The organism is Luteimonas sp. TWI382 (assembly GCF_039674545.1).
Taxonomy (GTDB): domain Bacteria; phylum Pseudomonadota; class Gammaproteobacteria; order Xanthomonadales; family Xanthomonadaceae; genus Luteimonas.
Map to the genome: position 1 here is coordinate 23,039 of NZ_JBDJNS010000003.1, position 12,595 is coordinate 35,633.

12 protein-coding genes are annotated in these 12,595 nt (G+C 67.4%); 3 read left to right on the forward strand and 9 right to left on the reverse strand.

Translation table 11 applies throughout. The features are described from left to right. The first annotated feature begins 24 nt into the window (after positions 1–24). From ABE505_RS02800 to ABE505_RS02810, 3 genes are all read left to right on the forward strand, one after another. Complete coding sequence (locus ABE505_RS02800) at positions 25–402, forward strand: hypothetical protein (RefSeq protein ID WP_346442058.1); 378 nt, start codon at positions 25–27, stop codon at positions 400–402. A gap of 125 nt (positions 403–527) precedes the next feature. Beyond that, positions 528–800 carry a hypothetical protein gene (locus ABE505_RS02805; RefSeq protein WP_346442057.1) on the forward strand — a complete coding sequence of 91 codons (273 nt, stop codon included), beginning with the start codon at positions 528–530 and terminating at the stop codon, positions 798–800. Continuing rightward, positions 797–1,582, forward strand: coding sequence for a pyridoxine 5'-phosphate synthase (locus tag ABE505_RS02810; RefSeq protein ID WP_346442056.1), 786 nt, complete (start codon positions 797–799; stop codon positions 1,580–1,582). The genes ABE505_RS02805 and ABE505_RS02810 overlap by 4 nt, the downstream gene beginning before the upstream one ends. Before the next feature lie 387 nt (positions 1,583–1,969). On the opposite strand, the gene ABE505_RS02815 is transcribed toward ABE505_RS02810, so the two are convergent. The 9 genes from ABE505_RS02815 to dnaN form a co-directional block, all read right to left on the reverse strand. Beyond that, positions 1,970–2,380 carry a biopolymer transporter ExbD gene (locus ABE505_RS02815; protein ID WP_346442055.1) on the reverse strand — a complete coding sequence of 137 codons (411 nt, stop codon included), beginning with the start codon at positions 2,378–2,380 and terminating at the stop codon, positions 1,970–1,972. A gap of 15 nt (positions 2,381–2,395) precedes the next feature. Then, positions 2,396–2,821 carry a biopolymer transporter ExbD gene (locus ABE505_RS02820; protein WP_047138028.1) on the reverse strand — a complete coding sequence of 142 codons (426 nt, stop codon included), beginning with the start codon at positions 2,819–2,821 and terminating at the stop codon, positions 2,396–2,398. 34 nt (positions 2,822–2,855) lie between these two features. After that, the gene (locus ABE505_RS02825) at positions 2,856–3,611 is read right to left on the reverse strand and encodes a MotA/TolQ/ExbB proton channel family protein (RefSeq protein WP_047138029.1); all 756 of its coding nucleotides are present in this window, start codon (positions 3,609–3,611) and stop codon (positions 2,856–2,858) included. 108 nt (positions 3,612–3,719) lie between these two features. Further along, positions 3,720–4,379 carry an energy transducer TonB gene (locus ABE505_RS02830; RefSeq protein WP_346442054.1) on the reverse strand — a complete coding sequence of 220 codons (660 nt, stop codon included), beginning with the start codon at positions 4,377–4,379 and terminating at the stop codon, positions 3,720–3,722. Between the two features lie 135 nt (positions 4,380–4,514). Then, positions 4,515–5,756 carry a tetratricopeptide repeat protein gene (locus ABE505_RS02835; protein WP_346442053.1) on the reverse strand — a complete coding sequence of 414 codons (1,242 nt, stop codon included), beginning with the start codon at positions 5,754–5,756 and terminating at the stop codon, positions 4,515–4,517. A gap of 95 nt (positions 5,757–5,851) precedes the next feature. Continuing rightward, positions 5,852–6,661, reverse strand: coding sequence for a M48 family metallopeptidase (locus ABE505_RS02840; RefSeq protein ID WP_346442052.1), 810 nt, complete (start codon positions 6,659–6,661; stop codon positions 5,852–5,854). A 121-nt stretch (positions 6,662–6,782) separates the two neighbouring features. Next, positions 6,783–9,218 (reverse strand): DNA topoisomerase (ATP-hydrolyzing) subunit B, encoded by a 2,436-nt coding sequence (gene gyrB, locus ABE505_RS02845; RefSeq protein WP_346442051.1) that lies wholly within the window; start codon positions 9,216–9,218, stop codon positions 6,783–6,785. A gap of 856 nt (positions 9,219–10,074) precedes the next feature. Further along, positions 10,075–11,184 carry a DNA replication/repair protein RecF gene (recF, locus tag ABE505_RS02850; protein ID WP_346442084.1) on the reverse strand — a complete coding sequence of 370 codons (1,110 nt, stop codon included), beginning with the start codon at positions 11,182–11,184 and terminating at the stop codon, positions 10,075–10,077. A 102-nt stretch (positions 11,185–11,286) separates the two neighbouring features. After that, complete coding sequence (dnaN, locus tag ABE505_RS02855) at positions 11,287–12,387, reverse strand: DNA polymerase III subunit beta (RefSeq protein ID WP_346442050.1); 1,101 nt, start codon at positions 12,385–12,387, stop codon at positions 11,287–11,289. Positions 12,388–12,595 lie beyond the last annotated feature (208 nt).

Below are 12,595 nucleotides of genomic sequence, written 5' to 3' on the forward strand. Positions count from 1 at the left end.
GCGTGCGCACGAGGACACCTTCCCATGCCCCCCAGCAACAAGGCGTCGCCCGTCCAGCCCTCCGTCGAGCCGAAGCGATTGCAGCTGTGGCAAGCGCTGTCGGCGCTGTTTCTCGACACCGAGATCGACGATGGCGCGATCGCCGCGATCGCCCGCGTGGTGCGCGACACCAGCTACAGCGCCGACGAAGTGCACCGCGCCCTGTGGGGCGAGGTCTACCCGGTGCTGGCGCCCAACCTGCGCAGCGTGGCCGGCAACTGGTCGGGCTGGTCGGATGCCTGGCTGCTGGTCCACCTGCGGGTCCATATCGGCGCGGTACCGACGCCACGCGGCCGCGTCGCCGCCGCGATCGTCCACGACTGGACCCGGGTCGCCGCCCATCTTCCGCCCGAGTTCGCCTGAGCGCAGACGCGCGACGATGGGCGGCAACACCGGCCGATCACGCTCCGATGGCAGGTCACACTCGGCCTCTGGCGCTGCGCCTTCGAGCGGTTAGACTGCACCCAAGTCAGGCGGAGGCCCTGCCCATGTCGTGGTTGTTGCTGCTGCTCGCGCTCGGCGCGATCGTCGTTGCGTTCACCACCACATCGGTGCCGGTGGCGGTGGTTGCCCTGCTGTTGTCGCTGGCGCTGGTCGTCGTCGGCGTGCTCGGTCTGCTGGCCCAGCGCGTGGGCGAACGCAGCCGCAGCGAAGCGATGATGGTCGATCCGGTGGAACTGCGCCGTCTGCGCGAGCAGGCGCAAGCCCGCCGGGCCGCCGCCGCCACGACGCCAGACCTGCCACCTCCGCCCGGCGCATGAGCGATGCGCGCAATGTCCTCACTCGGCGCACGACCCGACTGAGCGTCAACCTCAACAAGATCGCCGTGCTGCGCAACTCACGCGGCGGGCGCGATCCCGACGTGCTGCACGCCGCCCGGGTTTGCCTGGATGCCGGCGCGCACGGCATCACCGTGCACCCGCGCCCCGACGCCCGGCATATCCGTACCGATGACGTCCTCGCACTGGGCGCACTGACGGCCGCGCGCGACGTCGAGTTCAACATCGAGGGCAACCCATTCGCGCCTGCGCGCGGCGCTTATCCCGGCCTGCTCGCGCTCTGCGCACAGGTCCGTCCCGCGCAAGTCACGCTGGTGCCCGACGGCGATGCACAGCTGACCTCCGACCACGGCTTCGACTTCACCCGCGACAGCGCCGTGCTGCATCCTCTGGTCGCCCAACTGCACGCACTGGGCTGCCGCGTCAGCCTGTTCGCCGATGCCGGCGCCGACATCGAGGCGGCAGTGTCCACCGGCGCCGATCGCATCGAGCTCTACACCGGCCCCTGGGCCGAAGCCTTCGCCGCCGGCACGCCCGAGGCCGCGCTGCCCGGTCTCGTCGACACAGCCGGCCGCGCACGCGCGGCCGGCTTGGGCGTCAATGCCGGTCACGATCTGAGCCAGGCCAATCTCGGCGCGCTGCTCGACGCGCTCGGCACCGTCGACGAGGTCTCCATCGGCCACGCCCTGATCGGGGAGGCGCTCTACGACGGCCTTGCCCCCACGGTCGGTCGCTATCTCGCGATCGTCAACGCAGAGCGTTGACGCCGGCAAAGCGCCGCCATCCCAATCTTCCCCCGCGCTGGGGGAAGGCGTGAGTGGCTGCGCTTTGATGTGCTCCCGCGTGAGCGCGGCACAGGCGAGGGCGTCGCGAGTACCTTCGCCGCGTGCGGGAGTGGTCGGGGCGCCTCGCGCGCTCGGCGGGGCTGCGATGGGACGCTTCGCGCAGGTTGGCACCGTGTCATCGGCAACGGGAAGACGAACGGTGCCCGCGGATCGCCCTCATCGCCTCTCATCGTGTTCGCGCCGCGCATGCGCAGCAACACCATCCACGCGGCAGCGTCGAACCTAAAAAAACGCCGCCCGAAGGCGGCGTCAAATGAAGCAGGGTAAGCGCCGAGCGTGCTGCAGGCGCGTCGGCGGTATTGCGGATTACTTGCGGACGAATCCGATCTTCTGCATCTGCGCGTTCTTGGCCTCGGCCAGCACCTTCGCCAGCACGCCGTAATCGGCGTCCTCGTTGGTGTCGATCTCCAGCGTGGGCTGGTTGGTCGGATCGCGCTGGACTTCCGATTCCATCATGTTGCGCAGCGCCGAGACCGGCGTCGGGCTGTCGTTCCAGAAGATCTGGCCCGAGCCGTCGATGCGCAGCTTGATCGGCTCCGGCGGTTCCACCGGATTGTCAGGCTGCTGGGTCGACCGCTGCGGCAGGTCGATGTCGATCGGATAGGACAACTGCGGCGCCGTCACCATGAAGATGATCAGCAGCACCAACATCACGTCGCAGAGCGGAATGATGTTGATGTCGGCCATTGGGCCTTCGCCACCGGATGAAAATGCCATGGATGATGCTCCGGTTTAGTTGCTTTCGGTCGTCGCCACGAAGCCGACCTTGCGCATGCCCTGGGCCTGCGCAACGTTGACCACCTGGTTGACCGTCCGGTACTTGGCGGTCGAGTCGGCCCGGATGTTGACCGGCGGCTGAGGCGTCTTCTGCGCCTCGACCGACAGCGTGCTCTCGAGCAACTCAATCGACACCGGCTCGTCGTTGACGTAGATCTCGCCGCTGTCGGTGATCGCGACCGTGATCGGCGGCGCCGGGGGCGCCGTATCCGGACGCTCGTCCAGATTGGCCTGCGGCAACTCGACCTTGACCTTGTGCGCCATCATCGGTGCTGTGACCATGAAGATGATCAGCAGCACCAGCATGACGTCGACAAGCGGGACGATGTTGATCGTGGCGTTGACCTTGTCGTTACCGCCACCACCTGAGCTGAAAGCCATATCGGGACTCCGTTGTCGCTACTGACGTACGTTCTTAGACCTTGGCCGGCGGGACGGCATCGCCGACGCGCGAACCGGTGGCGAAGAAGTCGTGCAGGTCGTGCGCGAACGTGTCGAGCTTGTTGTTCGTGCCGCGGTTGAGGCGGACGAAGAAGTTGTAGCCCAGCACCGCCGGGATCGCGACGCCCAGACCGATCGCGGTCATGATCAGCGCCTCGCCCACGGGGCCTGCCACTGCGCCGATGTCGGCCTGGCCGCTGGCACCGATGCGGATCAGGGCGCGGTAGATGCCCCACACCGTACCGAGCAGACCGACGAACGGCGCGGTCGCACCGACGGTCGCGAGCACGGTCAGGCCGTTCTCGAGCTTCAGCGATTCACGGGTGACGGCCTGACGCAGCGCGCGGTCGACGAACTCCGAGCGGTTCAGCGACTCGACCAGGCGCGAGCCTTCGTGACGCTGGTGGTGCGCAGCGGCCTGGGCGGCGTCCAGGGCGACCTTCGAGAAGGGCTCGCTCTTGGGCTGCTCTTCCATGTGACGGATCGCATCCTGGGCGTTCGGGGTTTCCCAGAACGTGTTGATGACGCGGTCCGAGCTGCCGCGCAGGCGGGCATTCTTGATCGCGTTGTAGATGATCCAGTAGATCGACATGGCCGACATCGTGACGAGCACGATGAGGACGACCCAGCCGACCGCGTCCATGTGCTGAATCATGTCCGCGAAGCCCATCTGCTGCAGGGCTGCAGCGTTGCCGGCTCCGGTCGGGGCGGTGGTGGTTTCCTGCAGCATAACGCTTACCTTCTAGATGTAGTGGTTTGAAGAAGTGGAACGTGACGCGGGGACTAACAGGCACCCGCGAACGGGCGCCGAATCTGCGCGGCCCTTAGGCCGCCATGATCAACTCAGGCTGAAGTCGACCGGGACGCGGACGCGACCGGCGGCCGGCTGGCCATTCTTCATCGCCGGAGCGAACGACCACTTGCGGGCGGCCTCGATCGCGGCGCGGTCGAGATCGCGGTTGCGGCTGGACTTCTCGACCGAGACGTTGGTGACGTTGCCCTGCGCATCGACGTCGATGACGAGGATGACGGTGCCCTCGATCTGGGCACGGGCGGCGGCCGGCGGGTAGCGCGGCGGGTTCATGTTCTTCGACGAGATGTCGACGCTGGCACCGATGTCGGCGACCTGCGCGGGCGGCGCGGGCGGAGCCGGCGGCGGGGCCGGGGCATCCATCGGCGACGGATCGTCGAACACGACCGGCGGCGCTTCGGGCGGCGGTGGCACCGGTGTCGGTCGCGGCGGCGACAGCTCCTTGATGGGCTGCGGCTTCGGCGGTTCGGGCGGCGGGGGCGGCGGCGGGGGCGGCGGCGGCGGCGGCTCGATGATGACCACGCGGGTGGCCATCTCTTCTTCGGGGGCAGCGTTCGGCGGATTCACCGGCGCCAGCAGCAGCATGACCGCGGCGGCGTGGAAGGCGACCACCATCGTGAATCCGGCGATGCGGGCCCAGTTCAGGCCTTCGTCTTCGTCGTTGGTCGTCGTCGAGCGTTGCGTCATGCGGAGAACTCACGTGAGGCCAGAGCGAAACGCTCCGGTGGAAAGGTCAACCTGCCGCCCTGTCTGGCGGCAGGAATCCTGAAGCTTATACCAATCCGAGTAACGTGCACCATCCGTGACGCGCAGAACTTTTCCTTAACGGGCGGAGATGATTCGCTCCGCGTCGGCATTGGACTTGAGCCCCTTGGCGATCGCCTGGCGCGCGGCCTCCTTGGCTTCGGCGCTGCGGCCTTCCTGGTGCAGTGCACGCGCCAGGTTGAGGTAGGTCTCGCCGTTCTCGGCCAGCGGCGCCGCCTTGCGCCAGGTCTCGATCGCCGGCTCGATCTGGTCGGAGAAGTAGTACGCCTGGGCGAGCGCCGACAGCGTGCGGTAGTCGGACGGCAGGATGTTCTTCTGCAGGCCTTCGTTGATCACCGCGATCGCCTCGCGCTCCTTGCCGTCGCTGTTGAGATACAGCGCGTAGAGGTTGCGGTACTCCGTGTCCTCGGTCAGTTGGCCGCTGCTGCGCAGACGCTCGAACACCTCGATCGCCTTGTCGTTCTGATCGGTCTGCAGGTAGGACACGGCGAGGTTGATCTGCGAGCGCTTGTCGTCCGGCGTCGCCTGCGCGACCTGTTCGGCCAGGCGCGTGGCCTCGGCGGTGTTGCCCGACTCGGCGTAGGCGCCCATCAGCACCTGCGTCCACTGTGGATCGACCTCGCCGCCGCCTTCAACCAGCGGCTTGAGCGTGGCGATCGCCTCGGGGTAACGCTCGAGGCGATAGAGCAGATTGCCCTTGAGCGCCTGATCCTTGGGATCGGACGATCCGGACTCGGCGAGATAGCGCTCCAGCGACGCCAGCGCGGCGGCATAGTCCTGCTCCTGCGCCTGCAGCTGGGCGACGATCAGCATCGCCTGGAAGTGGTTGTTGTTGTCCAGGCCGCCACCGGCGATCGCCTGTTCCAGGTACGTGATTGCACGGGCGTTGTCGTCGTTGAGCAGGAACTGGCCGGCAAGCAGCGCGGCCATCGACTTGTCGTACTCGTTCGCGCGCTCGTTGGCGATGATCTGCTCGGCCAGCGGCAGCCCCTTCGCCGCGTCCTGCGCGTTGTAGGCCTCCGACAACGCGTTGAGATCCTTGACCACACGCTGGCTGGCCTGCACGCCCGGCTCCTTGCGCGTGGCGTTGGGATAGCGCGCTTCTTCCTTCTGCTGCGCCTGGCGGCCGCCACGGCGCTCGCTGCGATCGGCCGAGCGCGAACTGCGGTCCGCACGGCTGCTGCGCTCGCTGCGATCGCTACCGCCCTCGTCCTGCGCCATCGCCGGCACAGCGAAGGCTAGCAGCGCAGTGGTCATCGCGGCGACCAGCGCCTTGTGAGAGAAACGGGACTTGGACATCGGATCACCTCGATTGGGGTGGATGCGCCGCGAACGCGGGCGCAGGAGTCTGGACGGCGATTATGGCCGACGCTCGACCGTCGTGGGCAGCCCGATCAACCGCAGTTGGGGCGGCGACCGGCCGCGCGGGCCTGCTCGTAGACCGGCACCAGCGACGTCGCGCGCGCCTGCAGTTCGGCGATGCGGTTCTGCGGGTTGGGGTGGGTCGATAGCCACTGCGGCGGCTGATTGCCGCCGCTGGCGGTGATCATGTTCTGCCACAGCGCAACGGCCGCGCGCGGGTCGAACCCGGCCTTGGCCATGAGCTCCTGCCCCACCACGTCGGCCTCGGTTTCCTGCGTGCGGGTACCGGGCAGCAGGAACGTCGCCTGCAACGCCGCGCCGCCGAGCTGGCTGGTGGTCTGCTGCGCGCCTTCGCCGTAGCGCGAGCCGAGCAACGCACCGGCGACGCCGAGTGCGCCCTGGGCACCGAGCTGGCGGGTGATGCGCTCGTCGTGATGGTTGGCATAGACGTGGCCGATCTCGTGCGCGATGACGGCCGCCAGTTGGTCCTGATTCTTGGCCACGGTCAGGATGCCGGTATGGACACCGACCTTGCCGCCGGGCAGCGCGAATGCGTTGGGGTTGTCGTCGACGAACACCACCGACTCCCACTTGAGCTGCTGCCAGTTGGCGGGCAGCTCGCGCACGATGTCGGTCACGATGCAGCGCACGTAAGCCTGTTGCCGGGCGTCGCTCGACTGCCGGGTCTTGGCCTTGGTCTCGGCAAACGCCTGCTCGCCCATCTGGTTGAGCTGGGCCTGGGAGACGCCGCCCACGTACTGGGTGCGCCCGGTCGGCGACGTGGTGGTGGCGCAGGCGGTGAGCAGCAACGCAACGGTCACGGCTGCGATGGGCGCTTTCATGGTCGGGCTTCCCCTTGCTCGAATACGGATGGTCAGGGCATCCGTTGTAGTGCGGCCCGGATTAACGTTCCGTCAATCCGGGCGCACGGCCTGCGCGGCGCAGGCCGCGCGGCGCGCGTCCTCAGACGTCGAGGTTGGCGACCTTGAGCGCGTTGTCGTCGATGAAGGCGCGGCGCGGCTCGACGACATCGCCCATCAGCGTGCTGAAGATCTCGTCGGCGGCGACCGCGTCCTCGATCCGCACCTGCAGCAGGCGTCGCGTCTCGGGATTGACCGTCGTGTCCCACAGCTGCTCGGGATTCATTTCGCCCAGGCCCTTGAAGCGCTGGATCTGCCGCCCCTTCTTGGCTTCCTCGAGCAGCCACGCCTGGGCGCCTGCGAAGGTCTTGACCGGCTGGGCGCGATTGCCGCGGACGATCTGCGCGCCTTCTCGGATCAGGCCGTGCAGCTGGCGCGCGATCTCGCCGACGGCACGCAGGTCGCCGCTTTCAAGCGCGGCCAGCGGCACCATCTGGATCAGGTCGACGCCCATGTGCTGGCGTTCGATCGTCAGCACCGCGCCGCGCGATTCATTGGCCGGCTGCACCGAGAACCGGTAACGCGGACGGCCCAGCCCGGACTGGTTGAGACGTCCTTCCAGCGCACGCAGTGCATCCTGCGCGGCCTCGGCATCGCCCGACAGCGGCGCGGCGTCGAGCAGCAGTTCCAGCACGGCCGGATCGTAACGGTGTGCGTTGCGCGCGATCGCGTCCTTGGCCGCTGCGAAATCGAGCAGCAGACGTTCCAGGGCAACACCTTCGATCGCCGGTTCGCCGGCCGCGGGAATCAACTGCGCACCCTCGACCGCATTGCCGGCCAGATAGGCGTCGAGCGCCGCGTCGTCCTTGAGATAGAGCTCGTTCTTGCCCTGCTTGATCTTGTACAGCGGCGGCAGGCCGATGTAGACATGACCGCGCTCGATCAGCTCCGGCATCTGCCGGTAGAAGAACGTCAGCAGCAGCGTGCGGATATGCGAGCCGTCGACGTCGGCGTCGGTCATGATGATGATGCGGTGGTAGCGCAGCTTGTCGGGGTTGTACTCGTCCTTGCCGATGCCCGTGCCGAGCGCGGTGATCAGCGTGCCGACTTCGGCCGACGCGAGCATGCGGTCGAACCGCGCGCGCTCGACGTTGAGGATCTTGCCGCGCAGCGGCAGCACCGCCTGGTTGCGGCGATTGCGGCCCTGCTTGGCCGAACCGCCGGCCGAGTCGCCCTCGACGATGAACAGTTCCGACAGCGCCGGGTCCTTTTCCTGGCAATCGGCGAGCTTGCCCGGCAGGCCGGCGATGTCCAGCGCCCCCTTGCGGCGGGTCAGATCGCGCGCCTTGCGCGCGGCCTCACGCGCACGGGCGGCATCGACGATCTTGCCGGCGATCGCGCGCGCTTCGTTCGGGTTTTCCTCGAGGAACTCCTGCAGCCGCTGGCCGAACGCACTCTCGACGACCGGGCGGACTTCGGAGGAGACCAGCTTTTCCTTGGTCTGCGACGAGAAACTCGGGTCGGGCACCTTCACCGACAGCACCGCGATCATGCCCTCGCGCATGTCGTCGCCCGACAGCGCGACCTTGGCCTGCTTGGCGATGCCGTTGTGCTCGATGTACTGCGTCAACGTGCGCGTGAGCGCAGCGCGGAAGCCCTGCAGATGCGTGCCGCCGTCCTTCTGCGGGATGTTGTTGGTGAAGCAGAACATCGTTTCCTGGTACGCGTCGGTCCACTGCAGCGCGACATCGACGGTGATGCCGCTCTGCTCGCCCGTGACGGAGATCACGTTGGGATGCAGCGGCGTCTTGAGCTGTGCCAGATGCTCGACGAACGAACGGATGCCGCCTTCGTACTGGTAGGTATCGCGCCGCCCTTCCCCGCGCAGATCGACCAGGGTGACCTTGACGCCGGAGTTGAGGAACGAGAGTTCGCGCAGGCGACGGGCCAGGATGTCGTAGTGGAAGGTGACGTCACTGAACGTCGCCACGGCCGGCCAGAAGCGCAGCGTGGTGCCGCGCTTGGTCGAGGCCTCGCGGCGCTCGAGCGGGGCCACCGGCTCGCCGGTCGCATATTCCTGATGGTGGTGGTAGCCGTCGCGCCAGATGTCGAGCGTGAGCTTCTCGCTCAGCGCATTGACCACCGAAACGCCCACGCCGTGCAGGCCGCCGGAGACCTTGTAGCTGTTGTCGTCGAACTTACCGCCGGCGTGCAGCTGGGTCATGATGACCTGCGCGGCCGACACGCCCTCTTCCTTGTGGATGTCGACCGGGATGCCGCGGCCGTTGTCGGACACCGAAACCGAGCCGTCCTCGTGGATCGTCACGACGACCTCGTCGGCATGGCCGGCGAGCGCTTCGTCGATCGCGTTGTCCACGACCTCGAACACCATGTGGTGCAGGCCGGTGCCATCGTGTACGTCGCCGATGTACATGCCCGGCCGCTTGCGGACGGCCTCGAGGCCGCGCAGCACGGTGATCCGGCTGGAATCGTAATCGGTATTGGCGGGGGCGCCGCCGTGGATGGTCTCGTCGCTCATTCGATTCGCTGTCTGGCAGGCGCGCGGTCCGCGACGCGCAAGCGCCGCGAGGCACATGCGGCGGTCGAACAGGCCGGCATAGAGGGCCATCATACCACCCCGCCCCCAGCCCTCCCCGGGGAGGTTCCACGTGGAACCTTCGGCTGTGGCGGCACAGATTCGGGACGATGCTGCCACTGGGCGGGCGCTCATGCGACGTGGGTCGCAGGACCTCACGGGCTCTGCCGAAGGCTGATTACCGCTTGCGAGTACGTTCGTACGGCGCATCGCCGCACGCCCATGTTGTCGCGACGATTGAAGCAAGCGACGCGCCGCCCCCTTCTGAGCGCGTCCAGCGGCTTTGCAGACACCGGCGCTCGACGGCGACGGATGCGATGTGCGCTGCGGCGCGTCCGTGGGGTACCCCCTGCCCCGGCGATCGCTGACGCGCATTGCCCGCGCCGCGCCAGGCGCATGCGCCATGGCCGCCAGCGCCCGAGAGTCGGCGGCCATGGCGGCGGCATCCGCCAGCCAGCGAGCATTGCGCTATTGGATGGCCTGAGGATCGGCGGCAGAACACCAAGATGTGGCGGCCCACGTCCTGGCCATCGGCAGGCGCAATGGGAGACCCGTCTTCGATGGCTCGGCCTCTTTTGTCGGCAACGAAGCAGATCCCTACCAACCGAATGCATGGCGCCAAGCCGGCAAGCGCAGAAGTTGGTTCCGCGCTCCATCGGTAGCGCATGTGCCAGACGCGGGCAGTGGGACCTGGAGGGGGCGGCGCGTGGTTCCACGTGAAACACGCCAACACTACCTTGCGCACCGGGCCGGTTCCACGTGGAACCATCCTCGACGTCGGTACGACCGTCGAGGCAAGTCACCTGCCCTGGCCGGCGCCTTCGATCTTGCCGTGTTCCACGTGGAACACACGCACGTCAGCGAGCAACTCCGCTGGCCAGTGCGGCGGCCGCTCGGTGCCCGTCAATAGCACCTGCGCATCCGCAGCATGGAGGAACTCAAGTACCTGGCGCTGGTGATCGCGATCCAGCTCCGATGCCAGGTCGTCCAGCGCGACGACGGGCCAGCGCCCGCCAGCCGCGTCGGCACAGTCCGCTGCCTGTGCAAGCAGGCAGCACAGCGCGGCCTGCTTGGCCTGGCCGCGCGACAGCAATCCTTGTTCGGGCCGCGCCTCGAAGGCGATCCGCCAGTCCGCGCGATGTGGCCCGACGGAGGTATGACCAAGCGCACGATCCCGATCGCGCGCGACCAGCAGTGCGTCCGCCAGCGACAGGTCGTTCCTGCGCCACCCTGGCTGGAACGACAGGGTCGCCTCCCCCAGCGTAGGGGCCAGCACCGCTGCGATCCGCTGCAGCGCCGTCTGCAACCGCGCCAGATAGGCCTCGCGGCGCAGATCGAGCGGCTGGCCCGCGTCCGCGAGCTCGTGATCCCAGGCGTCCAGCTGCGAACCACCAACGCCAGCCTTCAGTAACGCGTTGCGTTGGCGCAGCGCTCGCGCGTAGCGCCGCCACTGCGTCAGAAAGTCCTGTTCCACGTGGAACAATCCCCAATCGAGATAGCGGCGTCGGATCTCGCTTCCGCCGGACATCAGTGCGTGGCTGCCAGGTTCGAAGGTCACCACCATCAGTGCGGCGCACAACTCGCCGAGTTGGCCGACGGACTGACCATCGAGCCGCCCCGTCCACGCCTGCCCGCTATGGCGCAGCCCCGCGCGCCGCCGCTGCTCGGGACGTGCGGGGTCCGGTCGCCACTCCGCATAGACCTCCAGCGCTTCGGCGCCCCGCTGGATCAGGCCATCGCGCACCCGGCCGCGAAAGCTGCGGCCATAGGCCATCAGGTGCAGGCCCTCGAGCACGCTGCTCTTGCCGGCACCATTGGCGCCCAGCAACAGATTCAGGCGCGGTCCCGGCGCGAGGGAGACCGCATCCAGGTTCCGTACGCGGCCAAGATCGAGTCGAGTGAGCTGCACGCAAGTCCTGTGAAGTCGACAACGGAAAACGCCCGGCATGGCCGGGCGCTTGTTCCACGTGAAACAGTGCGTCGGGCGGGCCCGCGCATGATAGTCCGGTCGTCAGAGACGCAGCGGCATGACCACGTGGCGGCTGCGCTCGTCCGCGGCCTCGCGCACCAGCGCCGAGGAGTTGGCATCGCGCAGCTTCAGGATCACCTGTTCGCCACGCAGCGCAGTCAGCGCGTCGAGCAGGTAGTTGACGTTGAAACCGACCGCGAGCTCGTCGACCTTCGTATCGGCCTCGACCTCTTCGTGCGCCTCTTCCTGCTCGGGGTTGTGCGCATTGATCCGCAGCATCCCCGGCGAGACCTCGACGCGCACACCACGGTACTTCTCGTTGGACAGGATCGCCACGCGCTGCAGCGCCGCGCGCAGCAGCTCGCGGTCCACTGCGACTTCGCGGTCGGCACCGATCGGAATCACGGCTTCGTAGTCGGGGAAGCGACCGTCGATCAGCTTGCTGGTGAACGTCACATCGTCGCGCTTGACTCGCAGATGGTTGCGGCCCAGCTCCAGCTCCAGAATCTTGTCGCCGCCCTCGAGCAGGCGCTGCAGCTCGGTGACACCCTTGCGCGGCAGGATGATCTGGCGCTTGGTCTGCACCGCCGCTTCGAGTTCGGTCTCGCACAGCGCCAGCCGGTGACCATCGGTCGCCACGCAGCGCAGGCGGGTTTCGCCCAGGTCGAACAGCAGGCCGTTGAGGTAATAGCGCACGTCCTGCTGCGCCATGGCGAACGCGGTCCGTTCGATCAGCTCCTTGAGCGCGGCTTCCGGCACCGCGATGCGTTCGGTCGCCTCGACCTCGTCCACCGACGGGAAGTCGCCTGCCGGCAGGCTCGCCAGCGTGAAGCGGCTGCGGCCGGCCTGCACCGTGATCTTGTCGCCCGACTGCGAGATCGCGACCTTGCTGCCGTCGGGCAACGCACGAACGATGTCGAACAGCTTGCGTGCGGGAATCGTGGTCTCACCGTCCTGTGCGTCGTCGACGGCGCGGCGCGAGACCATCTCGACTTCGAGGTCGGTACCGGTCAACGACAGCTGCCCATCCTGGACCTGGACCAGCAGGTTCGCCAGCACGGGCAGGGTCTGACGCCGCTCGACGACGTTGACGACCTGGGCCAGCGGCTTGAGCAGGGTTTCGCGTTGCAGACTGAAGCGCATGTCGGTGTTATCCCCTTGAGCCGTGCTTTCTTAAGATGGTTATAAATCTAAAAAAGGTGGAGCTGGATGCAGCGAAAACCGGGTGATATCTCATTTAAGCCACTGATTTCAAACGAGATTTCACGCCTTCAAACCCGGTGGACAGTGCCTGTGGAGAAGTGGATCAAGCTGTGGGCAACTTTGCAGGTCCGAAATTATCCACATGCTG